Source organism: Nocardia blacklockiae (genome assembly GCF_015477355.1).
Classification (GTDB): Bacteria; Actinomycetota; Actinomycetes; order Mycobacteriales; family Mycobacteriaceae; genus Nocardia; species Nocardia blacklockiae.
The window spans coordinates 953,970-980,437 of record NZ_JADLRJ010000001.1 but is presented as its reverse complement, the minus strand read 5'-3'; the positions used below and the strand labels follow the sequence as shown (position 1 = coordinate 980,437).

Here is a 26,468-nt window from a genome sequence, read left to right as displayed (position 1 = left end):
GTGGGGGTCGCCGTAGCATCGGCAAAATTTCGGGCGGATATGGCGTAGCTGCTGGTCAGTGGGTGCGGGAAGTGTCGGGTCCGGTCGGCGGTGGGTGATGAGTACCGGCCTGCGGGGGCGGCCGCGAATCAGGCGGGGCAGTAGTCGGGCGGTACCGGCGTCCCGGTACACGGTTTCCAGGACGTGTTCGTGGTGGGCGGCGGTGCGGCGGCGAGCGCGGGGTTTGACGCCTTTGGGATTCACCCGGGCGCACCGGCCCGGCAGGTCGAGGTCTTCGATGTTGAGCTGGAGCAATTCCTCTGTGCGCGCGCAGGTTTCGTACAGCATCCGCGACAGTGTCTGATCCTGCAGGCCGACGTCGCGGCGGGCGATGAGCCGGTCGATCGCGGTCCGCGAGCGCACGGGTGTCTGCGAATCCCGCGGGGGTCGAGCGCGCGGCCGATGCTGGCACCCGGGTGCGGTCAAGTCTTGCTCACGGCACCAGGACAGCCATTTCGCGACCGCGGCGCGCGTTCCAGGTGTTGACCGCCGGCTGGCCCCAGAGAGTTTCGAGGGCTGCGCCGATCCCGTCGTCGATGACCGAGTCCAGGGCCCGGCGGGGCCGGGCAGTCCGTCCGGCTCCTCGAGCGTGGCTATCATCCGCCCTGCCCGCAGCGCCCGCCGATACCGTCCGAAACGTCCTGGGCGCACTGCTCGGCAAGTCGTAACCGACACGCCCGCAGGGAAGGCGCGCGCTCGGGATCGCGGATCCGGTCGCGTGGTCCCGTTTTCGCGGTACTCTGGTCTCGCCCGCTTCCCGTGTCGGCGGTGTCTTCTCAAATACCTTGTTTCACAGCTGCTTTCGAGTTCGGCCGGACCGATGACGGAGGTACCGTGCGACTGTTCTCTCGGATTGTTTGCGTTGTGCTGGCCCTCGGGGGCTGGGTGACGGCGGTGCCCGCGGTGGCCGCGGCGGACGGTTCCTACATCGAGTACACCGGCGATCTCACGAACAACACGCCGTTCCGGATGGTGCTCATCGGCAACAATCTCGATCACGGGTTGTGGTCCACCTTGCCGCCGCGGGAGCTGCCGCCGGGCGGGACCGTGCGGTGGGCCTCGCACGGCACCGGCATCATGGTCGGCACCGAGGGCTACGCCAGCTACCGCATCGAGCAGCGCGGACTCCCGGTGCAGCCGTACGCCTACCTGCATTGGAATCTGCCGTACGTGGGCGACAACAGCTTCGACACTTACACGTTCACCCACTACAACCTGGAGACGAGGTTCGGGTACGGCCCGCAAGGCCCGAAGGTTAACGCCTACTACACCATCAGCTGCCGTTACCCGAACTGCCGCGAGTTCGGGTAGCGGGCTCAGGGGAGTATGCGGCCGGTGCACTCGCCGAAGGTGAGGGTGGTGCCGGATGGGCCCGGGGCGGTGGCTCGCAATGTCACCTCGTCGCCGTCGCGGAGGAAGGTGATTTCCGTGCCGTCGGTGAGGGGGAGGGGGTCGGTGCCGCCCCAGGATATTTCGAGGAACGAGCCGCGTTGGTGGCGGGCGGGGCCGGAGATGGTGCCGCTGGCGAAGAAGTCGCCTGCGCGCAGGGTCGCGCCGTTGACGGTCAGGTGGGACAGCATTTGCGCGGCGGTCCAGTACGTTGTCGCGTAGGGGGCGGTGGATACCGTTTCGCCGTTGAGTACGACGTCGATGGTGAAGTCGAAAGCCCAAGGGGGAGAGGTGGAATCGTCGAGGTAGGCGGCGAGGGGTACCTCGCGTGGTGGGGGCGCCACCCGGGCGTGGTCGAGGCAGGGCAGTGGGGTGACCCAGGCGGCGATCGAGGTGGCGAAGGATTTTCCGAGGAACGGGCCCAGGGGTACGTACTCGAAGGCCTGGATGTCGCGGGCGGACCAGTCGTTGGTCAGGACCAGGCCGAAGATGTGGTCGGCGGCGGCGCCGAGCGCGATTTGTCCTTGTGGCACGGGCGATCCGAGGACGAAGCCGACCTCGACCTCGATGTCGAGCCGACGACTGGGCCCGAAAGTGGGTGTCCCGTCGGGTTCGGGGCGCAGGCCCTTGGGCCGCGGGATGTCGGTGCCGCTGGGTACGATGGTGCCCGCCCGGCCGTGATAGCCGATGGGCAGGTGTTTCCAGTTCGGCGTCAGCGGCGGCTGCCCGGGGCGGAAGATCCGGCCGACGTTGGAGGCGTGGAACTCGTTGCCGTAGAAATCGACGTAATCGGCGACGGTGAACGGCAGGTGCAGCGTGCAGTCGGTCAGTGGAACAGCCTCTGCCACAATGCTTTCGGTCGCGTCCGGGTCCTCCACGGCGTGCGCGATCCAGGTGCGCACCCGGTCCCACGTCGCGCGGTCGCGAGTCAGCAGGACGTCCAGGTTCCCGGTGTCGACGGCCGCGAGATCGGCGGGCGAGGCGTCGGTGTGCCGGAGCAGTGCGGCGGCGTTGAGCACGTGGTCGCCGAGTCGGACGCCGAGCCGCGGGCCGGACGTCGCGGTCGAATACGAGCCGTAGGGCAGGTGGGTGCTGCCGAAGCCGGTGGTGGCGAGCTGGTCGGCCGCGGTCATCGGATCGCCTCCGCGAGTAGGGATTCGGCGATGCGAATCGGTGGTTCGGTGCGTGCGCGGACGTCGTCGACCGAGACGTCCGGAGCGAGTTCGAGCAGGAGCAGTCCCTCGGGGGTGACATCGAGGACCCCGAGGTCGGTGATGATCCGGTGGACCACCGCGCGGCCGGTGTACGGCAGCGTGCACTCGCGGACCAGCTTGGGCGTGCCGTCCTTGGCCACGTGTTCCATCAGGACCACGACGCGGCGCGCACCGTGCACGAGATCCATCGCGCCGCCCATGCCTTTCACCATGGCGCCGGGGATCATCCAGTTCGCGATGTCACCGGCGGCCGACACCTGCATGGCGCCCAGGATCGCGGTGTCGATCTTGCCGGCGCGGATCATGCCGAAACTGGTCGCGCTGTCGAAGAACGACGCGCCGCGCCGGACCGTGACGGTCTCCTTGCCCGCGTTGACGAGATCCGCGTCGATCCCGTCCGGGTCCGGGTAGGGGCCGACGCCGAGGATGCCGTTCTCCGAGTGCAGCACCAGTTCGACGTCGTCGGGCACGAAGTTCGGGACCAGCGTCGGCAGGCCGATGCCGAGATTGACGTAGTCGCCGTCGCGCAGCTCGGCGGCCACGCGGGCGGCCATCTGCTCACGGGTCCAGGGCATCAGCCGGCCTCCTTGGTACTGAGGGTCACGGTGCGCTTCTCGATTCGCTTGTCCGCCACCTGTTCCGGGGTGAGCGGGACGACGTGGTGGACGTAGACGCCGGGGGTGTGGATCTCGTCGGGGTCCAGCGCCCCGGCGGGCACCAACTCCTCCACTTCGGCGATGGTCACCCGCGCGCACATCGCCACGAGCGGGTTGAAATTGCGGGCCGATCTGCGGAAGACGAGATTGCCGTGCCGGTCGCCCTTCCAGGCGCGCACCAATCCGAAGTCCGCGACGATCGCCCGTTCCAGCACATGTTCGGCCTCGTCGAACACCGCGACCGGTTTCGGCGGCGACTCGACGAGCACGGATCCATCGGCGGCGTATTTCCAGGGCAGGCCGCCGTCGGCGACCTGGGTGCCGACACCGGTGCGGGTGTAGAACGCGGCGATGCCCGAACCGCCCGCGCGCAATCGCTCGGCGAGGGTGCCCTGCGGCGTCAGCTCGACCTCGAGTTCGCCCGCCAGGTACTGCCGCGCGAACTCCTTGTTCTCGCCGACGTACGACGCCACGATCCGGCGCAGCCGCCGCGCGCCGAGCAGCACGCCCAGACCCCAGTCGTCGACGCCGGCGTTGTTCGACACGACCTCGAGGTCGCCGGTCCCCGCCGCCAGCAACGCGTTGATCAGCACCGCGGGAATCCCGCTCAGCCCGAAACCGCCGACGGCGACGGTGGATCCGTCGGCAATCCGGCCGACCGCCGCCGCGGCGGAGTCACACACCTTGTCCATGCCCGTCCTCACCCGACCGTCCGGCCGGCCCAGGCCCAGGCGTAGACGCCGTCGTCCGCGGCGGCGCCGCCCTCGCCGAGTTCCAGCGGACGGAAGGTGTCGACCATGATCGCCAGCTCGTCGAAGCTCTGCACCCCGATCGAGGCCTCCGTCGCGCCGGGCTGCGGGCCGTGCGCGTGGCCGCCCGGATGCAGCGACACCGAGCCGACGCCGATCCCGGAGCCCTTGCGCGCGGCGTAGTCGCCGTCGGCGTAGAACATCACCTCGTCGGAGTCGACGTTGGAGTGGTAGTACGGCACCGGGACCGACTGCGGGTGGTAGTCGACCTTGCGCGGCACGAAATTGCAGATGACGAAGTTGTCGCCCTCGAAGACCTGATGCACGGGCGGGGGCTGGTGGACCTTGCCGGTGATCGGCATGAAGTCCGCGACGTCGAACGTGTACGGATACAGGCAGCCGTCCCAGCCCACCACGTCGAACGGGTGCTCGGCGTAGACGAACCGGGTGCCCACGATCGCCCCGCCGGCGCGGTGCTTCACCAGCACCTCGACATCCGTGCCCGCGGCGAGCAGGGGACCGTCGGGGCCGTGCAGATCGCGCTCGCAGTAGGGCGCGTGCTCGAGGAACTGGCCGAAGCGGGACAGGTAGCGCTTGGGCGGCGCGATGTGGCCGTTGCCCTCGATCGCGTACAACCGGCTCACTTCCGCAGGCACCCAGCGATGGGTGGTGGCTCGCGGGATGACCACGAAATCACCTGTGCGATACGGCAATACGCCGAACACGGTTTCGACGACGCCGCCGCCCGACTCGACGTACACGCACTCGTCGCCGATCGCGTCGCGGTAGTACGGCGACGGCGCGGCCGCGACGACGTAGGCGATGCGCACGTCGCCGTTGGCGAGCACCAGGCGGCGGCCGGTGACGGCGTCGATGCCGCCGACCTCGTCGCCGAACAGGTCGTGCAGCCGCAGGTGACGCGGCTTGAGCGGGTGGTTCGGCACGGTCGACTGATCCGGGAGGTCCCAGACCGTACTGCCGACGATGGCCGAGGGGATCGTGCGGTGGTACAGCAGCGAGGAGTCCGAGGAGAAGCCCTCCTCGCCCATCAGTTCCTCGTAGCGGAACCGGCCCGCCTCGTCGCGGAACGCGGTGTGCCGGGTGTCCGGCACACCGCCCACGCGTCGGTAGTACGCCATGTCGAATCCCTCGATGTTCGATAAACGGTTATTGAGTGATCTATTATCGACCATGCTGCGCTACAGTGTGAGCCATGTCAATCCCACCCGTCTTTGCCGCACTCGTCGACGACGCCGCCATCTACCCGCCGGGGTCGCTGCCGCTGCCCGCGGCGGTCGTCGCGCACGCCGTGCATCGGCGGTCGTCGCTGCGGGAGCTCGTGGGGCCGTTCGTGGTCGGCGCCGGTGATCTCGCGGCGGCCGCCGAGGCGGCTACGGCCGAACTGTTTCCGGAGGGTCTGGGGGTGAGCGTCGTGGTCCCGGGGCCGGAGGCCGTGGGCGCGACGCTGGAGTCGGCGGGGCGGTGTCGCGTGCTGGCGCTGGAGGTCAAACTCGATGGCTCCCGGGCGCTGGCGCCGCAGGTCGCGGAGATCGCGGGGGTGGATCGCGGGGATGTGACCACCTATGTCGAGGTGCCGCGGCCGGGCCATCCGGAGTGGGCCGAATTGCTCGCCGCCGTCGCGGACGCCGGGATGCGGCTCAAGTTCCGCACCGGCGGCACCGAGGCCGCCGCGTTTCCCAGCGAGACCGAGGTGGCGGGCTGGATTCGCGATGCCGCGCGCGCGTCGACGCCGTTCAAATGCACTGCGGGACTGCACCATGCGGTGCGGCACACCGACGCGGCCACCGAGTTCGAGCACCACGGGTTTCTCAACATCCTGTGTGCCGCGGCGGCCGCCGCCGCAGGGGCCGAGGTGGATTCGCTCGTCGCGATCCTGGGCGAGCGGGACGGGAGAGCGCTCGCCGTCCCGGCGCAGCGGGCGCTGTTCGCGTCCTACGGTTCGTGCAGCGTCACGGAGCCGTACGACGATCTCGCGACGCTCGGGTTGCTGGGGGACGGTGTGGCCGGGAGTGAACAATGACAGCCGTGACACGCGCTGAACCGAACGACGGTGCCCAGACCCTGGAACGCGGCCTCGCGGTGCTGGTCGAGCTGGGCCGGCATCCCGAGGGGCTGACCACCGCGCAGGTCGCGGCGGCCTGCGGGCTGCACCGATCCATCACCACGCGGTTGCTGGTGTCGTTGCAGCGCACCGGTTTCGCGCAGCGCGACGAGGGCGGGGCGTACCGGGTCGGTCCCGCGGTGGGCGAACTGCTCGGGCTCTCGCGTCCCGGGTTGCGGGAGGTGGCCGCGCCCGTGCTCGAGCGTCTCGCGCGGGCCGTCGACGCCACCGCGTCGCTGGTGGAGGTGATCGACGGGTACGCGGTGACCACGTTGGTGGCCGAGCCGCCGAGTGACGGGCCGCGGTTCTCCTACCGGCTCGGCAATCGCGACCCCCTCGATCGCGGCGCGGGCGGGGTGGCCGCGCTGGCCTCGGGGCCGCCGCGCGCGGGTGAACCCGACCGGGTCGGCGCGGCGCGCGCCGACGGCTTCGTCACCACGCACGGCGAGCTCAACCAGGGCGCGCACGCCATCGCCGCGCCGCTTCCGGGCTGGGGGCGGCTCGCCGCGGTCAATATCGTCACCAACCGGGAGTCCGTCGTCGACGCCGCGCGGGATCCGCTGCTCGACGCCGTCCGCGACATCGGCGCGCACGCCGCGGATTCGCTGCCCGACGCCGCGCCCGCAGTCCGGTAGCGCGCCCTGCCGACGTGCCCGCAGTGCAGTAGCGCGCCCCGCCGACGCGCCCGCAGTGCGGTAGCGCGCCTTGCCGACGTGACCGCAGTGCAGTAGCGCGCCCTGCTGACGTGCCTTCAGTGCAGTAGCGCGCCCAGCCGACGTGCCGCGTCGACGACGGCCGCGCCGAGGGCCGCCTCGTCGTCGATCTCGAAGACCGAGACGCCGATCGTGGTTCGGGGCCCGCCGCGGCGGTTCGGGACCGGCGCGGAGACACCGAACACCGTCGCCACCACCTCGCCGCGGGTGACGGCGTAGCCGCGGGTGCGCGCGGCCGCCAGCTCCGGGCGCTCGCCTGGGGTGGGCGGGAGGTCGATCAGCATGGCCAGGCCCGCCGAGCCGCGGTCGATGGGGTGCACCTGGCCCGGCCGGAAGGCCACGTGCACCTGGGCATTACGCGGTTCCACGACCATCAGTGCCCGCACCTCGTCCGCGCCCTCGCGGATCACCAGGTGGACGGTGGCGCGGGTGCGCTCGGCGAGTTCCTCCATGACCGGGCGCGCCACGGTGCGCAGATCTTGGTCCACCGGCTCGGCCAGCGTGACCAGGCCCGCGCCCAGCGTGACGCGTTTGCCGTCGTCGCGGCGGCAGAGGCGGTGGGCCTCCAGCGTGCGCACGAGCCGGTGCGCGACCGTGCGGTGCACGCCGACGGCATCGGCGATCTCGGTGATCGTCAACCCGTGCACATGCCCGGACAGCACCTCGAGAATTTCCAGTCCGTGATGCAGCGTCTTCGACATTCCGGAGTCGAGTTCCGCCGCGGGTTTGCGCTCGTTCGCCGTATCGGCGCTGTGGTTCATATCGACTTTCTTGACTTCTGTGAGCGGGGACACCTACTCTGCATACATATCGCACACTGCGTGCGATTATCGCACGGCAAGCGGTGACGATCAACCCGCTTCCGGCCGTGCCGAATTCGAGGAGAAATCGATGACTAGGGAGCAGCCCGCAGTGCCGGCGCCGTCGACGATCGCCGAAGTACATCAGCTGTACGGGTGGCAGAGCCGGTACATCGACGGCGGCCGGGCCGCCGACTGGGCCGCGACCTTCACCGCCGACGGTGAATTCCATTCGCCGAGCTATCCCGAGCCGGTCGCCGGGACGGCCGCGCTGACCGAGTTCGCCGCCGCGTTTCGTGAGGGGGCGCGCGCGGCGAACGAGGTGCGCAGGCATGTCGTCACCAACATCGCTGTGCTGCAAGAAGATTCGGAGACGCTGACGGTCGGCGCCTACTTGCAGATCGTCGCCACGGCGCCCGGCGAGGCCTCGCGGCTGGTGCGGATGACGACGCTCGAGGACCGCCTCGAACGCACCGGCGGCCGGTGGCTGGTCGCCCACCGCCGCGTGTCCCGCGACGACACGCCCTGGCCGTAGGCCCCGGCCACTTTTCGCATACGAGAGAGGAACACCGATGAGCACCACGGCGCAGCACAATCCCGGGCGCACCGACCCGACGCCGATGAGCGCGCACTACCCCGAGATGGCGGGCAAGGCCGCCGTCGTCACCGGCGCCGCGCAGGGCATGGGGGCGATCTTCGCGGCAGGCCTGGCCAGCCGCGGGGTGTCGGTGCTCGCCGCCGACATCAACGAGGAGCAGGTGGTCGCCACGGCGGACCGGCTCAACGGTGAACTCGCCGAGGGCGCGCTCGCGGGGAAGCCGGGCCGGATCGTCGGCGTCGGCGCGGATGTCACGGTGGCCGCCGACCACGAGGAACTCGCCCAGCGGGCGCTGCGGGAGTTCGGGCGGATCGACTTCTGGATCAACAACGCGGGCGTCTTCCCCTTCGCGGAGGCGGCCGACATCTCGCCCGAGCAGATCGGCGCCACCCTGCGCGTGAATGTCGAGGGGGTGTTGTACGGGGCGCAGGCCGCGGCGCGGCACCTGCGGCCGGGCGGCGCGATCGTGAACATGTCGTCGGTGTCGGCGGTGCGGGTGCGCAAGGGCCGCGGGGCGTACTGCACCTCGAAGGCCGCCGTCGCGCATCTCACCGAATCGCTCGCGGTCGAGTTCGGCGACAAGGGGATTCGGGTCAACGCGCTGGCTCCCGGCTACATCGACACCGAGATGACCCGCTGGGTCCAGGACGATCCGGCCGCGCTCGCGCGCGCCCTCGACGCGGTGCCACTGCACCGGCTCGGCGCACCGGAGGAGGTGCTCGGGCCGCTGCTGTTCCTGCTGTCCGACAGCGCCCGCTACGTCACCGGGCACAGCATCGCGGTGGACGGCGGGTCCCGGCATGTCTGATCGGCCGAGGTATCCGGCGGTCGTCCTGATCACGGGCGCGGCCGCGGGAATGGGCGCGGCGCACGCGCGGGCGCTCGGGGCGCTGGGCAGCCACGTCTGCCTGGCGGACGTCGCCGACACCACCGCTCTCGCCGCCGAGATCACGGCGGCGGGCGGGTCCGCCAGCGCGCACCGCCTCGACGTCGCCGACCGGTCCGCTTGGACGCGGGTGGTCGACGAGATCCGCGACGCGCGCGGCGCGCTGGGCGGGCTGGTCAACAACGCGGGCATCTCGCGGCGGCTGGAGTTCATGGACACCCCGGACGACGTCTGGGAGAAGACGTTGCGCGTCAACCTGTTCGGGGCCTTCTACGGGATGCGGGCCGTGGCGCCGCTGATGCGGGACTCCGGCGGCGGTTCGATCGTGAACATCTCCTCGATCGCCGGGCAGATCGGCTACTTCTCCCCGGCCTACTCCGCGAGCAAGTGGGGACTGACCGGGTTGTCCAAGTCGGCGGCCGGCGGGCTGGTGCGGTGGGGTATCCGGGTCAATTCGGTGCATCCCGGATTGGTGGGCACCGCGCTGGTCAGCGGGTCGAGCGGGTTCGTGGAGTCGTCGCTGCGGTCGGTGCCGATGGGGCGCATGGGCGCGGTCGAGGAGATCACGGACGCGGTGCTGCACCTGCTGTCCGACCGCTCGAGCTACATGACCGGCAGCGAGGTGACCGTCGACGGCGGACTGGTCGCCAACGGCCTGTACCACCGCATCGTCGCGGAAACCGAAGGGAGCCTGTGATGGACGACGAGTTCGACGTCGTCGTGATCGGCGGCGGCGGGGCCGGTCTGGCGGCCGCGGTGTCGGCGGCCGAGGACGGGGCGTCGGTGCTGCTGTTCGAATCCGAGCGGGAACTCGGCGGCTCGACCCAGCTGTCGGCGGGACTGTTCACCGCGGCCGGCACCAGCGTGCAGCGGGCGCTCGGCATCGAGGATTCGGCGGAGAGGTTCTTCCAGCACTACATGGACCTCAACCAGTGGACGCTGCGGCCGGGCCTGGTCCACACGTTCTGCGCGCACGCCGGGCCGACGCTGGAATGGCTGCTCGGGCTCGGCGTGGAGATTCCCGCGGCGGTGTCGGGGAACGCGCACCAGCCGGGGCTGACCCGGGCGGGCGTGGAGGACGTGTGGCGCGGGCACGTGCCGAAGGACCAGGGGTACGGGCTGGTGCAGGTGCTGAGTCGGGCCGCGCGTGAACGCGGGATCGAGGTGGTGCTGGGAACGCGGGTCGAACGGCTGCTGGTGCGCGACGGCCGGGTCGCCGGTGTGGTCGCGGACGGAGTCGAGGTGCAGGCCGGTGCCGTGGTCGTCGCGTCCGGTGGCTTCGCGCAGGATCCGGGCTTGGTGGACAAGCACTTTCCGGCGGCGCGGGCCGCGGGGGAGTCGCTGTTCGTGGTGGCCGCGCCCGGCAGCCGCGGTGATCATCTGCGCCTCGGCGCGCAGGTCGACGCGGCCGTCACCGGGCACGGCTGGGGGCTGCTCATGCCGACCGTGTACTTCCAGCGCTTCCATCACTGGCAGTCCGGATTCCCGCCCGCCGCCCGGATCTACGTCGACAAGACCGGGCGGCGGTTCATGGACGAGGACGCCTCCTACGCCGTGTCCACCGGCATCATCGACCGGCACGGCGGCTACGGCTGGATGATCTTCGACGAGAAGGCGAGGGTGAATCTGCCGCCCGGCTACACCGATTGGATTCCCGAGCGCGTCGTGGCGGAGGTCGCCGCCGGTCGCACGGCATGCGCGAGCGACCTGACCGGACTCGCCGCAGCCATCGGCGTCCCCGCGCCCGCCCTGCGTGCGAGTATCGAACGCTGGAACGCTCAGCTGCCCGCGGGCGCGGACGACGAGTTCCGCCGCCACGTCTCGCTCGCGGCGAAGGGCGTCGACACCCGGCTGGACCCGATCGCCGCGGCGCCGTTCTACGCGGCCCGGATCCTGCCCGCCGAACTCGTCTGTACCCATACCGGTCTCGAAATCGACTCGCGCGCAGCGGTTCTCGATACCACCGGACAGCCCGTCCCCGGGCTCTTCGCCGCCGGGGAGGCCGGTGGCGGCGTGCTCGGGCAGCGCTACGTGGGCGGCGGCAACGCCGTCGCCAATGCTTTGACGATGGGACGCCTCGCCGGCCGCAGCGCCGCGAACTCCCACAGGAACACCTGAGGAACCGACATGTTGGGAAACGAGCTGATGCCGCAGGCCGAGCACCGCACCGCACCGGAGCACACCGGCGCCCGGTCGTCGGTGCGGGTCGTGCGGGCGGCCATCGTCGGCACCGTGGTCGAGTACTACGACTTCGGCATCTACGGATACATGGCGACCGTCGTCGCCACCCTGTTCTTCGTCTCGGAGAACGACACGGCCGCGCTGCTGGGCACGTTCGCCGCGTTCGCGGTCGCGTTCTTCCTGCGGGTGCCGGGCGGGATCTTCTTCGGGCACATCGGCGACAAGTACGGCCGCAAGAGCGCGCTGTCGTGGACCATCCTGCTGATGGTCATCGCCACCGTGATAATGGGTCTGATGCCCACCTATGTGACGCTGGGCGTGTGGGCCACCGCGGCGCTGGTGCTGGCCCGCTGCCTACAGGGTTTCGCCGCGGGCGGGGAACTCGGCGGCGCCAACGCGTTCGTGTCGGAATCGGCGCCGGCGCGCTGGCGGGCCACCCAGACGTCGATGGTCAATTCAGGCACCTATCTCGGCTCGCTGGTCGCCTCCTTGGTCGCGCTCGCGTTGACCTCGCTGTTCTCCCACGACACGATCCTGTCCTGGGCGTGGCGCATTCCGTTCCTGCTGAGCATCGTCATCGGCGTGGTCGGCATCTGGATCCGCAATCGTATGGAGGACACCCCGCAATTCGAGGAACTCGCGGAAAAGGGTGAGACGAAGAAACTTCCGGTCGTCGAATTGCTGAGCACGTCCGGCGGGGCGGTCTTGAAGATCGTGTTCCTCGGCGCGCTCATCACCGGCGGGTACTACATCGCCTCGGTGTACGCCGCGACGTATCTGCAGACCGCGGGCGGGCATTCGTCCACCCTGGCATTCCTGTCCACCTCTCTCGCGCTGGTGCTCGGCGTGATCACACTGCCTATCGCCGGTTACCTCGCCGACCGGTACGGCCGTAAACCCGTGCTGTTCACCGGAAGTATCGCCGCTGCCATTCTCGGCGTGCCGATGTTCGTGCTGATGTCCGGCACGGGCGCCTGGCAGGCGGTGGTGGGCCAATCGGTGTTGTTCGTCTGCGTCTCGATCGTGAACGGCGCATCCTATGTGACCTACGTGGAGATGCTGAAGGCCTCGGTCCGCTACAGCGGCCTGGCCCTGGGCAACAACATCACCAACATGCTGCTGGGCGGAACGGCCCCGTTCATCGCTACCTATCTCATCGACCTCACCGGCAATTCCCTCGCCCCCGCAGGCTATTTTGTCTTCACGGCGCTGCTCACGCTCGGCACGGTGTTCTTCGTGACCGAGACCAAGGGCGTCGAGTTGCGGGTGGATTGACGGCCGCGCCCGACGAACTCAGCGGCGTTGTCGCGCACTGAGTTTCAGTTCTCGCGTACCCGGCGGCGCGCGGTGAGCAGCAGGTCGTCGAATTCGCTGCGTTCGGCCGCCGAGGTCGGGGCCAGGCGGGCGAGGTCGGCGATGAGCTGCTGGGCGAGCACGCGCAACTTGGTGTTGGTCTCCTGCGAGCGCCAGCGCAGCACCCGGAACGCCTGGTCGGCGTTGAGGTCGTAGACCCGCATCAGCACGCCCTTGGCCTGCTCGATCACCGCGCGGGCCTCGACCACGTCGGGCATGGTGTCGTCGAGGACCTGGCGGCGTTGTTCGGCGAGCGCGTCGGTGAGGTCGATGTAGTAGCCGGATGTGCCGACCACGCCGCCGGAGTCGTCGAGCAGCCGCTCGGCCACCACCACGACCTCGTGCACGTGGCCGGCGGTGTCGAGAAACCGGTGCCGGCTCGACAGCGGCTGCCCCGATTGCAGCGAGTAGGCGATGGCGTCGGCGACCCGGGCGCGGTCGTCGGGATGGTTGTGCTCGAGCAGCAGGTGGGTGGTGGGCCGCACCGCGCCGGGCTCGTAGCCGTGCATGCGCGCGAGCTCGTCGGACCATTCCCAGCGCTGATCGGCGAACCAGAACCGGAAGCTTCCGGTAGCCTGACGCCGCGCCGCGGTGACACTGCCGGACACGTCACCGGCCCTGGGTGGTTCACCGAGATCGGCCACGCCGCGATCCTACCCGCGGGCGTACGTACGGCCGTTTGCGCGGGCCGGGGGCGGGTAGCGCTCAATGAGCAGGCCGGTTCCGACCGGCGAACCGTGTGTGGTGATCGACGGACCGGCCTGCGCGCACGGGACGAGGTGAACGGACGCGGCGCCCGCGGTGTCGCACTGACGTGGAGAACATATGACCGACGCTGGAATCGGCTGGACTCGAACAGATTTCGAGAACTGTTCGATCGTCCGGCCCTGCGGAGAACTGAATATGCTGACGTACCGGAACCTCCGGGACGATCTGGTGAAGTACGCCGTCGACCAGCCGCGCGCGGTCGTGGTGGAGGTGGACGATCTGACGGTGGCCACCGACTCGCTGCTGACCGCGTTCAGCAGCGCCTGGATGTGCATCGATACCTGGCCGACGGTGCCGCTGCTGGTGGTGGCGGAGTCGCCGGCGCAGCGCGGGCGGTTGCGGTCGAGTGTGGTCGACCGGTTCGTGCCGGTCTTCGACACGCAGGCGGCCGCGGTGGCGAGCCTAGCCGCGCAGCCGACCCGTCGCCGCGCCATGCTGCGGCTGGCGCGCAATCTCTCGGGCGGGCGGCGGGCGCGCCGGTTCGTCAACGTGACGTGCGAGCGCTGGGGTGTGCCACGGCTGCGCGCCGATGCCGGGCTGGTGGCGACCGAGCTGGTGGAGAATTCGCTGGTGCACGCCGACAGCGCCGACGACATCGAGCTGCGGCTGGAGCTGCGCAAGGGACGGCTCACCGTGGCGGTGTCGGACTCCGACCCGCGCGAGGCGGTCCTGCGCGAGCCGGGCGCCGACGCGCAGGGGGCGGGGGGTCTGCACGTCGTGGCACGGCTCGCGCGGGCGTGGGGTTGTGCCCCGCGCTGGCCGGCGGGGAAGGTGGTGTGGGTGACGCTGCCGATGGCCGCGGTGCGATTGACCCGCTGACGGCGCGCTGTTGTCAGACGATCGTCCGGTCGGCGCGCACGACCACCAGTTCCTCGTGCCGCTGACCGGGTTCGATCAGTCCGGTCGATTCCAGCCATTCGGCGCGGGCGTGCAGGACCGGACCGAACTCGATGGTCTCGCGCGCCACGATCGCCGCCTTCAGGCCGCCGTCGCGCAGCAGGTCCACCGTCTCGTCGGCGCCGCACAGCGCCGAGTGCACGATCAGCGCCGTGCCGCGCCGGTGCAGCAGGTCGGGCAGCATCCGGCACAGCGGGTCCAGCACCGCGCGGCCGTCCGGCCCGGCCTCCCAGGCGCGGGCGGCCCCGCGTGCGGGACCGAGGTCGGGGCCCGGCACGTAGGGCGGGTTCGCCAGCACCGCGTCGAAGCGGTCACCGCGGCGCAACACGCGCGCGAACTCGCCGCATCGCAGTTCGATCCGGGCGCGCCGCACCCGGCTGTTGACCCACGCCGAGGCCAGCGCCGAACGCGAAACATCCACGGCCGTCACATGTTCGGCTCCGTTGCGCAGCGCCTCGACGGCCACCGCGCCGGTGCCGGTACACACATCCAGCACCCGGCCGCCGCGCGGAATCGCGGCCGCGGCCAAGGCCCGCAGGAGCAGCATCGTGTCCGCTTGGGGCCGGTACACACCCGGCACGCGAAAAGAGATCATGGTCGCCGAATAGCCCGGATGGCCGCGATCAATCCCGGGATTACGCGCCTCGGGCCCGGGTAAGCGCCGAAGTATCCGGGCCGTGCCGTGCCGAAAGGGCGCGGTACGCGCTGTTCGGTGACGGAAGGGAGGTGCGGGCGATGGCCGAACCCGCCCATCTGATCGTCGTCGGCGCTTCCGCCGGGGGTGTCGCGGCTTTGCGCGAATTCGTCGGTGGTCTGCCGGTGGATCTGTCGGCCGCCGTGTTGGTCGTGACGCATCTCCCGCCCAACGGGCCCAGCGTGCTGGCGACCATCCTCGACCGGGCCGGGCCGCTGTCGGCGATCGCCGCCGAGGACGGCCGGGAGCTGACGGCCGGAATGATCTATACCGCGGTGCCGGATCGTCATCTTCTGGTGTCGGACGGGCGGATTCGGCTCTCGCTCGGACCCACCGAGAACCGGCATCGGCCGGGCATCGACGCGCTGTTCCGGTCGGCAGCCGTCGAATGGGGGCCGCGCGTGGCGGGTGTCGTGCTGTCGGGTGCGCTCGACGACGGGGCCGCCGGTTTGGCGCTGATAAAGGCGCGCGGCGGGCTGGCGGTGGTGCAGGATCCGACGGAGGCCGACTACCGCAGCATGCCCGAGAGCGCGCTGGCCGCCACCGCCGTCGACTATGTGCTGCCCGCCGGGAAGATCGGCATCGCGCTGCACTCCGACATCCTCGACCGGGCGCTGGCGTCGGCTCCGCCGGTCTCCGCGCTGGATCGGCTCGAGGCGCGCATCGATGCCGGCGAACAAGGGGGTTCGGAGGAGGTGACGGCGATGACGCAGCCGTCGGGGATGGCGTGTCCGGATTGCGGCGGTGTGCTGTTCGTCGTGGCCGATCCCGAGCGGTTCCGCTGCCGGGTCGGGCACGCCTGGACCGGCCGCGCATTGCTGGCCCAGCAGGATCTCGAGGTCCAGCAGTCGTTGTGGACGGCGCTGCGGGCGCTGGAGGAGAAGCGCCAGCTCGCCGAGCGCATGCGCGCCGGTGCCGAACAGCGAGGTCAGCCCCGCCTGGCGGACCAGTACGCCGCGCAGAGCAATGAGCACACCCGCGCGGCGGAGGTCATCCGCCGCCTGCTCTATCAGCCGGACGACGCATGACCCGCGGCCGCTCTCCTAGTCGGTCGATGTGCTCGCCAGCGCGCGCAGGCGGGAGTCGAGTTCGCTGCGGTAGAAGTCGATGAAGCCGTCGGGATCCGGGCCGGCGTTCTGCATGACGAGGTGGTCGAAACCGGCCTCGACGTAGGGGCGGGCGGCGGCGAGGAAGTCGTCGGGGTCTGTGCCGCAAGCGAATTGGGTGCGAATGTCTTCCTTGCGCACGGTGGTGGTGGCCGCGGCGAAATTGACCGGGTTGGGCAATTCGCTCATCACCTTCCAGCCGGTGAGCGCCCAGCGGGAGGTGTCGAGGGCGGCCTGGGCGCCGGTGTCGGCGTCGGGGGCCCAGGCGAGCGGGACCTCGGCGTAGCGGGGGCCCTTGCCGCCGGATTCGCGGTAGTGGTCGACGATCTCGCCGCGCGGCTCGGTGGCGAACAGGCCGTCGCCGAGTTCGGCGGCGAGGTGGGCGGCGGAGGTGCCGCCGGCGGCCACGGCGATCACCGGCGGCTCGTCGGGCAGGTCGAACACCCGGGCGTCGGACAGTTGCAGGTATTCGCCGCGGTAGGACTGGTAGCCGCCGCGCCACAGCAGGCGGATGATCTCGAGGGCCTCGCGCAGCCGCTGCTGGCGCACCCGCGCGGAGTCGGGGAATCCGGTGCCCACCACGTGCTCGTTGAGTCGTTCGCCCGAGCCCACGCCGAGGGTGAACCGGCCGTCGGAGGTCAGGGCCAGGGTGGCCGCGGCCTGCGCGATGATCGCCGGGTGGTAGCGGACGGTCGGGCAGGTGACGCCGGTCGCCAGGCCGATGCGCTCGGTGCGCGCGGCGATGGCCCCGAGCACGGTCCACGCGAACGGCGAGTGGCCCTGGTTGTCCAGCCAGGGGTGGTAGTGGTCGCTGATCTCGACGAAGTCGAATCCGGCCTCCTCGGCACGCACCGCCTGCCGGACGAGTTCCTTGGGCCCGAACGCTTCTGCCGCCAGCTTGTATCCGATCTGCACCGCAACCTCCTCCTGTCAGCAGGCCTGTCCTGTCGTCCCCGACCTACCCGGCGTCCCGGACAGCAAACCGCCGGCGCGGGCGGGCGCGGGCGAATCGGCGGAGCGGGTGTGACGGCGATAACAGATCGGCCGCGACGGGCGACATCTCCACCGAGGGCAGAACGAAGACGGCAGGGGGAACAGCCGTGGACACATTGGGGACATTGGTCGAGCGGACGCTCGAACGTACCTTGGTCGGGTACGACCGGCGGGCGGTCATCGCGAGCGTCGACACACCCAGTCAGTACGTGCAGTGGCGGACGTTCGGCAGATCCGAGATCCCCGACGGCCTGAGCGTGGAGGTGTCGGATCCGGGGCGGCTGTCGCGGACGCGGTGGTGGCGCCGCCGGGCCGAGGACGGCGCGCTCCCGGCGCTGCCGCTGACCGAGGACCAGGTGGCGACGCTCGCACACCTCGGATTCCGCAGGGGCAGACCGGGTTACCGCTGCGACGTCGCCGTCGCGACGACCGACCACGACCAGGTCGCCGACCTGCTCGTGATCGTCCTGCAGGACGTGCTCGACGTGACGCACCCGGTTCAGGTGACCGTCGAGGTCTTCTGAGCGATCGCCCGCGCGAGCAGACCGATCCGGTGTGCTCGGCGGGTCGTCGCGCGCCGGGCGGAGGCGGCTGTTACGATGGGTCGCGTTCAGTTCAGCGGCCGATCGGCCCATCGCTCGAACGCCTCCCTTCCCTCGAATCCCGAATAGGGTATCTGTAACTCTGAGTTACACATAAATTGTGAGCGCGCGGATCTCGAACCCGAGCAACGCTGTGCGGGGTCAGTGGGCGGTGCGCCAGGCTCGGGAGGTCAAGAGGCGCATGCCGTTGAGGCCGACTATGACTGTGGAGCCCTCGTGGCCGGCTACGCCCAGGGGGAGGGGGAGGTCGCCGAGCAGGTCCCACGTGACGAGGACGGCGATGAAGGTGGCGGCGATGGCCAGGTTGGTGGCGACGAGGCGTTTCGCGCGGCGGGCCAGGGCGAGGACGGTGGGGATGGTGGTCAGGTCGTCGCGGACCACCACCGCGTCGGCGGTGTCGAGGGCGAGGTCGGAACCGGTGCGGCCCATGGCGATTCCGGTGTGGGCGGCGGCGAGGGCGGGGGCGTCGTTGATGCCGTCGCCGACCAAGGCGACGCGGTGACCCGCGGCTTCCAGGGCGGTGACGGCGGTGACCTTGTCCTGGGGGAGCAGGGACGCGCGGACGTCGGTGATGCCCACGCGGTCGGCGAGGGTGCGGGCGGCGCGGGGGTTGTCGCCGGTGAGCAGGATCGGCGGGGTCCCGGTGAGGCGGGTGAGGGTCGCGACGGCCGCGGGTGCGGCGGGGCGGAGCCGGTCGGTGGTCGTCAGCACGCCCGCGAGCGTGCCGTCGATCAGGACCACGACGGCGGTGTGGCCCGCGGACTCGGACTCGGCCAGCACGGCAGGCGGTTCGGTGGTGTCGAGGAGGTGGGCGGGGCTGCCGACCTGTACGTCGTGGCCGTCGACCAGCGCGCGCACCCCGCGGCCCGGCAGCGCCGCGAAATCCGTTGCGGCGGGCAGGATCAGGCCGCGGTGCGCGGCCGCCGCGACGAGAGCGCGGGCCACCGGGTGCTCGCTGGCGTGTTCGGCCGCGGCGGCCAGGGTGAGCAGCCGGTCGCCGTCGGCGGCCGGGCTCAGGCTGTGCACGCCGGACAGTTCGGGCGTGCCGAGGGTGAGGGTGCCGGTCTTGTCGAACGCGACGGTGGTGACGGTGCCGAGCCGCTCCAGCACGACCGCCGATTTCACCAGCACGCCGTGGCGGCCGGCGGTGGCCATCGCGGCGAGCAGCGGCGGCATGGTCGCCAGCACCACCGCGCACGGCGAGGCCACGATCATGAACGTCATCGCCCGCAGCAGCGCCGCCCGCGGATCCGCGCCGAATGCCAAGGGCAGCAGGAAAACCGCGAGCGTGGCCGCGACGACCCCGGCCGAATACCACTGCTCGACCTTCTCGATGAACAGCTGCGCCCCGGCCTTGGTCGCCGAGGCCCGCTCGACCATGGCGACGATGCGGGCGACGACGGAGTCCGCGGCGGCGCGGTCCACCCGCACCCGCAGCATCCCGGTGCCGTTGACGGTGCCCGCGAAGACCTCGTCGCCGACGTGCCGGGGCACCGGCAGCGGCTCGCCGGTGATCGAGGCCTGATCGACCTCGCTGTCGCCCGCGAGCACCGTCCCGTCCGCGCCGATCCGCTCGCCGGGGCGGACCACGATCACCTGTCCTGGGACCAGGTCGGCCGCGTCCACCAGGCGCTCGCCGCCGTCGTCGAGCACGCTGGCGCGGTCGGGTGCGAGGGTGAGCAGGCCACGTACGGAGTCGGCGGTGCGCTGGGTCAGGACCGCCTCGAGCGCACCGGAGGTGGCGAAGATGACGATCAGCAGCGCGCCGTCGAGAATCTGGCCGATCGCGGCGGCCCCGAGCGCGGCGACGATCATCAGCAGATCCACGTCGAGCGTCTTCTCGCGCAACGCGCGCAGGCCCGCGACCGCCGGTTCCCAGCCGCCGCCGACGTAGCAGCCCAGGTACAGCGACCACCACAGCCACGCCGGTGCGCCGGCCGCGTGGGCCAGCAGCCCGGCGGCGAACAGGACCGTCGCGAGGGCGGCCCAGCGCACCTCCGGCAGTGCCGACAGGCGGGTGCGGGCGGCCCGCGCGGGCGCGGCGGGCGGCCGGTCGAGCAGCGGTGTGGTCATGGTCGAACTCCGTTCTCGCGCCGACTGTACAGGAACACATGAAGACGTCTTCATGTAATCCCCGGGGCGGTACAGTAGCGGCTGTGGGACACGGAGTCCAGGGCAGAACGACACCGCCGGCGCAGCTGGACGCCGACTCGGCGGCCACGGTCGCGGCCACGCTGCAGGCCTTGGCCACGCCGAGCCGGCTGCGCATCCTCACGCGGCTGCGGCACGGCGCGTGCTCGGTCGGCGATCTGGTGGCCGCGGTGGAGATGGAGCAGTCGGCGGTCTCCCACCAGTTGCGGCTGCTGCGCGCCATGGGCCTGGTCACCGCGACGCGCCAGGGCCGCAGCATGATCTACGACCTCTACGACAATCACGTGGCGATGCTGCTGGACGAGGCGGTCTACCACATCGAGCACCTCGGCCTGGGCCTGGACGACCCGGCGGACTCCGCCTGAGCGCGGCGTCTCAGTATTCGGGGAGCAGGCCGTGTTCCATCGCGAAGACCGCGGCCCCGGCGCGGGTGCGGCGGCCGGTCTTGTCGTAGACGTGGGCGAGGTGGTGGCCGACGGTGCGTTCGGAGACCACCAGTTCCGCGGCGATCTCACGGTTGGACAGGCCGCGCGCGGCCAGCCGCAGGACCTCCACCTCGCGTTCGGTGAGTCCGCACGGCAGGTCGGTGCGCGGTTTCTGCAATCCGGCCGCCGCCACGACCGCCGCGCAGGCCTCGCGGTCCAGGCGCCCGGCGGTGGCGAGCAACTCGCGGGCGGCGGCGTCGGGGGAGTAGGCGGCGCGGTGCGGGCGCGATTCGGTGAGTGCGGCGAAAACGTCCGCGGCGGCGAGGATTCGGGCGGCTCTGGTGCTGTCGCGCCCGCGGATGCCGCGATGGTAGCCGCTGCCGTCGAGCCGTTCGTGGTGGCCCGCGGCGGTGTCGGCCAGATCGGCGAGCCCGGGGCAGCGGCGCAGCACCCGTTCGGTCCAATAGGTGTGCAGGCGAACGCGTTCCCAGTCGCCGGGGCCGAGCGGGCCGAGGTGGTCCCAGATCGCGCTCGACACCCCGGCGCGCCCGATGTCGTGCAGCAGCGCGGCGGCCCGCAGCGTCTCGCAGTCCTCGGCGGGCATCCCGCACAGTTCGGCCGCGGTGCCGGCGAGGTCGGCGACGTGGCCCGAATGTCCCAGCAGCCAGCGGCCTTTCAGGTCGACCACGATCGCCAGGGCCAGGCACAGCCGCAGCCGTTCGCCGGGGCGCACGTGCAGCGGCACCCCGGGTTCGGTGTGCACGACGGTGGCCAGCACGTCGGGCACGTCGAGGCAGTCCCACACGGCCGCGGCGTCGGCGGTGAACAGCGCCACCACGTCCGGGTCCAGGTGGCCGCCGGCGCGGCGGCGCAGTTCGGCCACCGCGCCGGCGCGGCCGCGGTCGGCGGCGGCCAGCACCGCCTGCTCGGCGACGTGCACGATCCGGCCGGTCAGCGAGATCTGTTCGCCGCGTAGGCGTTCCGGCGCGCCGAGCCCGTCCCAGCGCTCCTTGACCTCGGTGAGCGCCACCACCGCGGCCTCGGGCAGGCCGAGGCGGGGACCGAGGGCGCGGCTGACCTCGCACACCGAGCGGACCGCCGCGGCGGCGTTGTCGGGCACGATCGCGGCGAACCGCTCGCGCAGTCGCGGCTGCGCCCGCGGCGCCCACGCGCCGAAGCGGGCCAGCTGGCCGACGAAGACCTCGGGGTCGCCGGGGTCGGCCACGTGCAGGGCGCGCTGGAAGGCGACGTCGTCGGCGAAGGCCGTGGCGTTCTCCGGCGCGCGGCTGGTGCAGCCGACCGCGCCGAGCAGGGCGGCGTGGAACACCGTGCGCCGGTCGGCCTCCGTCAGCCCGGCGCGCTCGGCCAGCGCGGTAGCCACCAGGCAGGTCGCCAGGCCCTTCTCGAAGGGGGCTCCGGTGGCCAGGTCGGTGGTCAGCGACAGCGCGCCCAGCACCTCGGTGACCCGGATCGGGTCGGGCGGAAACCTCACTCTCCCACCGTAGTTCGCGCCGGGCACGGGGTCGTCCGAACCGCGGCGGCGCAGCGGGCCGCGGGATAGGTCGATCGACCGATGCGGCCGCACCGGCGCGGCGGCGACGATGGGTCGCGATGCTCCGGTTCGACCCCTGGAGGTGCGAATAGCCAGGCGCAACAACCGGTCCCGGCCATTCCGGCCGAGTCCGTCCGCATTCGTTCCCGCCTCGCCGCGGCCGTCCGTGCCCCGGTGCCCGGCGTCTATACCTCTTGAAGGAAATCCCATGTCCCGAAACTTCCGGCGCCGCACCACCGGCGTGCTCGCCGCAGCCGGCGCCACGGTGCTGCTCGGCACGGTGGGCGGCCTGACGGTGCCCACCGCGCACGCGTCCAGTCACCGTGAGGCGCCGTTGATCGCCGCGGATCCCGCCGTCGACAACACCGACGTCTACGCTTTCGTCAGCCCCGACAAACCCGACACGGTGACCATCGTCGCCAACTGGTTCGGGCTGCAGGAACCCAACGGCGGCCCCAACTTCTACCCGTGGGCCACCGACGCGAACTACGACATCAACATCGACAACGACGGCGACGCGAAACCCAACATCAGCTACCGCGTCACCTTCGCCACCGAGGACCGCCGCGGCACCAGCACGTTCCTCTACAACAACGGGCCGGTGACCAGCCTCGACGACGAGAATCTGCTGTACCGGCAGAACTACACGCTCTCGGTCAGCCACGGCGCCGACGACTGGCGCCCGATCGCGCAGGGCCGCGCCGCGCCGTCGGACACCGGTCCGGCGTCGATACCGGACTACGCGCCGCTGCGCCGTCAGGCGACCCAGGCGCTGCCGGGCGGCGGTTCGGTCTACGCCGGGGCGGCGGAGGATCCGTTCTTTCTCGATCTGCGGGTGTTCGACCTGCTCTACGGCGGCAACCTGGCCGAGGTGGGCACCGACACGCTCGCGGGGACGAACGTGAATACCGTTGTGCTGCAAGTGCCGATGCGCGATCTGGCGCTGAAGAACGATCCCGGCCGCAATCCGGTGATCGGGGTGTGGAGCGACACCGAGCGGCACACGCTGCAACTCACGCCGGGCGGCGCGACGCCGGTCGGGGCGTCGGTGCAGGTGTCGCGGCTGGGCAATCCGCTGGTGAACGAGGTGGTGGTGCCGACGGGGCTCAAGGACGCGTTCAACGGGCTGGCACCCGTCGGGGACGCCGGGGTGCCGCAGGTGGTGCAGCGCGTCACCGATCCCGAACTGGCGCAACTGATCCAGTCGATCTATCACGTGCCCGCGCCGGCCGCGCCGCGCAACGATCTGGTGGAGATCTTCCTCACCGGGATCGCGAAACGGGCGCCGACCCTGGACGGCAGCGTGCCGCCGATCCAGGCGGACCTGAACTCGCAGGTGCTCAACGCCGACGCGCACCCCGGCTCGTTCCGGCCCGCGGAGATGTTGCGGCTCAACATGTCCGTGCCGGTGACCGCGCGACCCAACCGGCTCGGGGTGCTCGGCGGCGATCTACAGGGCTTCCCGAACGGGCGGCGGCTGGCCGACGACGTGGTGGACATCGAGGTGCAGGCGATGGAGGGCGCGGCGCAGACCGGCAAGCTGGTCGACGCGCTGGCCACCGGTGACAAGGTCGACGCCAACGACGTGGCCTTCGCCGACACCTTCCCGTATGTCGCGCTGCCCGCGCGCGCCACGAAGGCCGCGGGTGCGGCGGTGGGCGGCAGCGCTCCGGCGGCGGGGTCGACCGATGGTGGGAGCACGCCGTGGATGCCCGCCGCGGTCGGCGGGGCCGGTGCGGCGGCGGTGGTCGCGGCCGGCGGCTGGATGCTGGTGCGCCGCCGGAGCGACCGGTAGCGGCCGCGGCGGTGGCGGGGTCGGCTCGTCGATTCCGCCACCGCGCGCGGCACTTGTCCGTGCTCCGTTCCCGGAGGTCTGATATGAGCGAAAAGCCTTCTCGCACAATAAAGAATCCCGAACTGGTCCTCCTCGCGGTGGTCGCCGTGATCGTTGCCGCGCTGGGGCTGGTCGCGGTGCTGCCGGACGGTCCGCCGCCCGCCGCGGCCGCGCCGGTCGATCCGCTGTCGGCGCGGATCGCGCAGTTGCGCCAGGAGCTGGATCGGCTGCCCGGCAACGCGGCCGGGTGGGCCGCGCTGGGCGGCGCCTACGTCGAGCGGGCGCGGGTCAGCGGTGATCCGGCGAATTACGGCAGCGCGCAGGACGCTCTGGATCGGTCGCTGGCGCTGCGGCCCGAGGACAACGCCGAGGCGCAGATCGGGCTGGGTGCGCTCGCGAACGGCCGGCACGACTTCGGCGCGGCCCGCGGGCACGCCGAGCGGGCGGTCGCCCAGCGGCCCGGCAGCGCGGACGCCTACGGGGTGCTGGTCGACGCGCTCACCCAGCTCGGGGACACCGCCGGGGCGACGGCGGCCGTGCAGCGGATGCTGGAGCTGCGGCCCGGGGTGCCCTCGTTCACCCGCGCGGCCTACGACCTGGAGCTGCACGGCCGGGTCGAAGACGCCCGCGTGGCGCTGGAGCGGGCGCTCACCGCGGCGAGCAGCGCCGACCAGACCGCGTTCTGCCGGTATCAGCTGGGTGAGATCGCTTTCGGCACAGGCGGTCTCGACGAGGCCGAGACGCACTACCGGGCGGGTCTGCTCGCCGCGCCGGACAACCCGGCGCTGCGTCAGGGGGCGGCGAAGGTGCGGGCAGCGCGGGGTGACGTCGAGGGCGCGCTCGAAGGGTACGCGGAGTTGACCGCGAGGTCGCCGCTGCCGGGCTATCTGGTCGAATACGGTGAACTGCTGGAGGCGGCGGGCCGCTCGGAGCAGGCGCGGGAGCAGTACCGCGCGGTCGCCGCCCGGTTCGATCGGCTTGCGGCGCAAGGGGTTACCGATTACGTCGAGTCCGCGCTGCTGGCCGCGGACCACGGCGACCCGGCCGAGGGGGTGCGGCTGGCGCGGCTGGAGTACGGTCGCCGCGGCACCGTCGTCACCGCCGATGTGCTGGCCTGGGCGCTGCACCGGGCCGGGCGCGACGCGGAGGCGCTCGGTTTCGCCGAACAGGCCGCCGCCACGGGCTGGCGCGACGCGACGGTCGCCTATCACCGCGGCATGATCCTCGCGGGCCTGGGCCGCCCGGGGGAGGCCGCCGCGGCGCTGACCGACGCGCTGCGCACCAATCCGCACTTCTCGCCGCTGCACGCGCCGCGGGCGCGGCAGACCCTGGCGGGTCTGACCGGGCCGTGACGGATTCCGCGCCCTGCGAAAGCGCTTCGGAGGGCGCGGGATTCGGCGTGCGGGGAGAACTCGGGACCGGCGCCGCGACGCATATGTGCGTAGTTGCGCACATGATGTAGAGTTCGGTGTCAGGACGCCTGAGAGTCGAGTGGAGGGTCCGGGTGATCGAGGTCTTGCGGCGGCGGGAATTCCGGCGGCTGTTCACCGCGCAGGTGGTGGCGCTGGTGGGGACGGGATTGTCGACGGTGGCGCTGGGCCTGCTCGCCTACGATCTGGCCGGCGGCGCGGCGGGCGCGGTGCTCGGGACCGCGCTGGCGATCAAGATGGTGGCGTATGTGGCTGTGGCGCCGGTGATCTCGGCGCTGGCCGAGCGGGTGCCGCGGCGGCCGCTGCTGGTGTCGGCGGACGCGGTGCGGGCGGTGATCGCGCTGGCGCTGCCGTTCGTGACCGAGGTGTGGCAGGTGTACGCGCTGGTGTTCGTGCTGCAGTCGGCGTCGGCGACGTTCACCCCCGTGTTCCAGTCGCTGCTGCCGGCGGTGCTGCCCGATCCGGCGGAGTACACCCGCGCGCTGTCGCTGTCGCGGCTGGCCTACGACCTGGAGTCGCTGCTGAGTCCGGTGCTGGCGGCGGCGCTGCTCACGGTTGTGGGGTATCACGCGCTGTTCGCCGGGACCGCAGCGGGTTTCGTCGTGTCGGGGCTGCTGGTGGTCACCACCCGGTTGCCGCGCGGGGCCCCGGCCGAGCCGTCCGGCGCGCTGATCGAGCGGATCACCCGCGGCGCGCGGATCATGCTCGACCGGCCCGCGCTGCGCGGGCTGCTGGCGATGAATCTGGCCGTGGCGGCGGCGACGGCCCTGGTGGTCGTCAATACCGTGGTGTACGTGCGGGATTCGCTCGGCGGGTCCGGTGCGGGGGTGGCGGTGGCGCTGGGCTGTTACGGCGGCGGGTCGATGGTGGTGGCGCTGGCGGTGCCGCGGGTGCTGCGGGCGGTGTCCGATCGAACGCTCATGCTCACCGGGTGCGCGGTGCTGCCGGTGGGGTTGCTCGCGGCGGCGGCGACGGCGCTGCTGCGGCACGGTCCGGGCTGGATGTTGTTGTGCGTCACGTGGATCGCGCTGGGCGCGGGCACCTCGATGATCAACACGCCGTCGGCGCGGCTGCTGCGCGCGCAGGCGACACCGGTGACGCGGACCGCGGTGTTCACCGCCCAATTCTCGTTGTCGCACGCGTGTTTCCTGCTCACCTACCCGCTGGCGGGGTGGCTGGGCGCGGCGGCGGGGCAGGCGAGCGCGGCGGCGGCGCTGGCGCTGGTGGCTACACTGGCAGCCAGCACGGCGGCGCGGGTGTGGCCCGCGGCCGTCCCGGCGGAGTCGCGGACAGCGGTGGCGGAAAGGCGGTGACGA

At 71.6% G+C, this 26,468-nt stretch carries 25 protein-coding genes; 15 read left to right on the top strand and 10 right to left on the bottom strand.

What is annotated here, in order from left to right; translation table 11 throughout:
* The first annotated feature begins 903 nt into the window (after window positions 1-903).
* Entirely contained in the window at window positions 904-1,350 is a 447-nt protein-coding gene (locus IU476_RS04290; protein WP_195096667.1) for a hypothetical protein, read from the top strand.
* A 5-nt stretch (window positions 1,351-1,355) separates the two neighbouring features.
* Here the strand turns inward: IU476_RS04290 and IU476_RS04285 are convergent, their stop codons facing one another.
* From IU476_RS04285 to IU476_RS04270, 4 genes are read right to left on the bottom strand one after another with little or no spacing between them, the layout of a single operon-like run.
* Window positions 1,356-2,561, bottom strand: coding sequence for a fumarylacetoacetate hydrolase family protein (locus IU476_RS04285; RefSeq protein WP_195096666.1), 1,206 nt, complete (start codon window positions 2,559-2,561; stop codon window positions 1,356-1,358).
* Window positions 2,558-3,217, bottom strand: a complete 660-nt coding sequence (locus IU476_RS04280) for a CoA transferase subunit B (protein WP_195096659.1) — start codon at window positions 3,215-3,217, stop codon at window positions 2,558-2,560. The genes IU476_RS04285 and IU476_RS04280 overlap by 4 nt, the downstream gene beginning before the upstream one ends.
* Window positions 3,217-3,990 (bottom strand): CoA transferase subunit A, encoded by a 774-nt coding sequence (locus tag IU476_RS04275; RefSeq protein WP_195096657.1) that lies wholly within the window; start codon window positions 3,988-3,990, stop codon window positions 3,217-3,219. The genes IU476_RS04280 and IU476_RS04275 overlap by 1 nt, the downstream gene beginning before the upstream one ends.
* An 8-nt stretch (window positions 3,991-3,998) precedes the next feature.
* Entirely contained in the window at window positions 3,999-5,186 is a 1,188-nt protein-coding gene (locus IU476_RS04270; RefSeq protein ID WP_195096655.1) for a homogentisate 1,2-dioxygenase, read from the bottom strand.
* Between the two features lie 74 nt (window positions 5,187-5,260).
* Between IU476_RS04270 and IU476_RS04265 the strand changes: the two genes are divergently transcribed.
* Window positions 5,261-6,088, top strand: coding sequence for a hypothetical protein (locus tag IU476_RS04265; RefSeq protein ID WP_195096652.1), 828 nt, complete (start codon window positions 5,261-5,263; stop codon window positions 6,086-6,088).
* Window positions 6,089-6,093: 5 nt separating this feature from the next.
* Window positions 6,094-6,804, top strand: a complete 711-nt coding sequence (locus tag IU476_RS04260; protein WP_324193857.1) for an IclR family transcriptional regulator — start codon at window positions 6,094-6,096, stop codon at window positions 6,802-6,804.
* 116 nt (window positions 6,805-6,920) lie between these two features.
* Here IU476_RS04260 and IU476_RS04255 read toward each other — a convergent pair whose 3' ends face one another.
* The gene (locus IU476_RS04255) at window positions 6,921-7,643 is read right to left on the bottom strand and encodes an IclR family transcriptional regulator (RefSeq protein ID WP_228822994.1); all 723 of its coding nucleotides are present in this window, start codon (window positions 7,641-7,643) and stop codon (window positions 6,921-6,923) included.
* A 130-nt stretch (window positions 7,644-7,773) separates the two neighbouring features.
* Here IU476_RS04255 and IU476_RS04250 point away from each other — a divergent pair, with 130 nt between their 5' ends.
* From IU476_RS04250 to IU476_RS04230, 5 genes are read left to right on the top strand one after another with little or no spacing between them, the layout of a single operon-like run.
* Window positions 7,774-8,217, top strand: a complete 444-nt coding sequence (locus IU476_RS04250; RefSeq protein ID WP_195096648.1) for a nuclear transport factor 2 family protein — start codon at window positions 7,774-7,776, stop codon at window positions 8,215-8,217.
* Between the two features lie 37 nt (window positions 8,218-8,254).
* Window positions 8,255-9,088 carry an SDR family NAD(P)-dependent oxidoreductase gene (locus tag IU476_RS04245; protein ID WP_195096646.1) on the top strand — a complete coding sequence of 278 codons (834 nt, stop codon included), beginning with the start codon at window positions 8,255-8,257 and terminating at the stop codon, window positions 9,086-9,088.
* A complete protein-coding gene (locus IU476_RS04240; RefSeq protein WP_195096644.1) occupies window positions 9,081-9,863 on the top strand; it encodes an SDR family NAD(P)-dependent oxidoreductase in 783 nt (260 codons plus the stop codon). Before IU476_RS04245 ends, IU476_RS04240 begins: the two co-directional genes overlap by 8 nt.
* Entirely contained in the window at window positions 9,863-11,284 is a 1,422-nt protein-coding gene (locus IU476_RS04235) for an FAD-dependent oxidoreductase (protein WP_195096642.1), read from the top strand. Before IU476_RS04240 ends, IU476_RS04235 begins: the two co-directional genes overlap by 1 nt.
* Before the next feature lie 9 nt (window positions 11,285-11,293).
* Window positions 11,294-12,622 carry an MFS transporter gene (locus tag IU476_RS04230; protein WP_195096640.1) on the top strand — a complete coding sequence of 443 codons (1,329 nt, stop codon included), beginning with the start codon at window positions 11,294-11,296 and terminating at the stop codon, window positions 12,620-12,622.
* A gap of 44 nt (window positions 12,623-12,666) precedes the next feature.
* On the opposite strand, the gene IU476_RS04225 is transcribed toward IU476_RS04230, so the two are convergent.
* Window positions 12,667-13,344 carry a PAS and ANTAR domain-containing protein gene (locus tag IU476_RS04225; RefSeq protein WP_195096638.1) on the bottom strand — a complete coding sequence of 226 codons (678 nt, stop codon included), beginning with the start codon at window positions 13,342-13,344 and terminating at the stop codon, window positions 12,667-12,669.
* A 259-nt stretch (window positions 13,345-13,603) separates the two neighbouring features.
* Here IU476_RS04225 and IU476_RS04220 point away from each other — a divergent pair, with 259 nt between their 5' ends.
* Window positions 13,604-14,287: an ATP-binding protein gene (locus tag IU476_RS04220; RefSeq protein ID WP_195096636.1), complete on the top strand. Its 684-nt coding sequence runs from the start codon at window positions 13,604-13,606 to the stop codon at window positions 14,285-14,287.
* Window positions 14,288-14,300: 13 nt separating this feature from the next.
* Here the strand turns inward: IU476_RS04220 and IU476_RS04215 are convergent, their stop codons facing one another.
* A complete protein-coding gene (locus IU476_RS04215; protein WP_195096634.1) occupies window positions 14,301-14,960 on the bottom strand; it encodes a HemK2/MTQ2 family protein methyltransferase in 660 nt (219 codons plus the stop codon).
* Window positions 14,961-15,100: 140 nt separating this feature from the next.
* Between IU476_RS04215 and IU476_RS04210 the strand changes: the two genes are divergently transcribed.
* Window positions 15,101-16,087 (top strand): chemotaxis protein CheB, encoded by a 987-nt coding sequence (locus tag IU476_RS04210; protein ID WP_195096631.1) that lies wholly within the window; start codon window positions 15,101-15,103, stop codon window positions 16,085-16,087.
* A gap of 15 nt (window positions 16,088-16,102) precedes the next feature.
* On the opposite strand, the gene IU476_RS04205 is transcribed toward IU476_RS04210, so the two are convergent.
* Entirely contained in the window at window positions 16,103-17,080 is a 978-nt protein-coding gene (locus IU476_RS04205; RefSeq protein WP_195096629.1) for a TIGR03557 family F420-dependent LLM class oxidoreductase, read from the bottom strand.
* 185 nt (window positions 17,081-17,265) lie between these two features.
* Between IU476_RS04205 and IU476_RS04200 the strand changes: the two genes are divergently transcribed.
* Complete coding sequence (locus IU476_RS04200; RefSeq protein ID WP_195096627.1) at window positions 17,266-17,682, top strand: TY-Chap domain-containing protein; 417 nt, start codon at window positions 17,266-17,268, stop codon at window positions 17,680-17,682.
* A gap of 219 nt (window positions 17,683-17,901) precedes the next feature.
* On the opposite strand, the gene IU476_RS04195 is transcribed toward IU476_RS04200, so the two are convergent.
* Window positions 17,902-19,833 (bottom strand): heavy metal translocating P-type ATPase, encoded by a 1,932-nt coding sequence (locus tag IU476_RS04195; RefSeq protein WP_195096625.1) that lies wholly within the window; start codon window positions 19,831-19,833, stop codon window positions 17,902-17,904.
* Window positions 19,834-19,916: 83 nt separating this feature from the next.
* On the opposite strand from IU476_RS04195, the gene IU476_RS04190 reads away from it, so the two are divergent.
* A complete protein-coding gene (locus tag IU476_RS04190) occupies window positions 19,917-20,276 on the top strand; it encodes an ArsR/SmtB family transcription factor (RefSeq protein ID WP_195096623.1) in 360 nt (119 codons plus the stop codon).
* 10 nt (window positions 20,277-20,286) lie between these two features.
* On the opposite strand, the gene IU476_RS04185 is transcribed toward IU476_RS04190, so the two are convergent.
* Entirely contained in the window at window positions 20,287-21,828 is a 1,542-nt protein-coding gene (locus tag IU476_RS04185) for an HD domain-containing phosphohydrolase (RefSeq protein WP_195096622.1), read from the bottom strand.
* Between the two features lie 268 nt (window positions 21,829-22,096).
* Between IU476_RS04185 and IU476_RS04180 the strand changes: the two genes are divergently transcribed.
* The 3 genes from IU476_RS04180 to IU476_RS04170 all read left to right on the top strand — a co-directional run bounded on the left by IU476_RS04180 (window position 22,097) and on the right by IU476_RS04170 (window position 26,465).
* Entirely contained in the window at window positions 22,097-23,683 is a 1,587-nt protein-coding gene (locus tag IU476_RS04180; protein ID WP_195096619.1) for a DUF4331 domain-containing protein, read from the top strand.
* An 83-nt stretch (window positions 23,684-23,766) separates the two neighbouring features.
* Window positions 23,767-25,074: a tetratricopeptide repeat protein gene (locus IU476_RS04175; RefSeq protein WP_195096617.1), complete on the top strand. Its 1,308-nt coding sequence runs from the start codon at window positions 23,767-23,769 to the stop codon at window positions 25,072-25,074.
* A 152-nt stretch (window positions 25,075-25,226) separates the two neighbouring features.
* On the top strand, window positions 25,227-26,465 hold the full coding sequence (locus IU476_RS04170; RefSeq protein WP_195096615.1) for an MFS transporter: 1,239 nt from the start codon (window positions 25,227-25,229) through the stop codon (window positions 26,463-26,465).
* The last annotated feature ends 3 nt before the right edge of the window (window positions 26,466-26,468 follow it).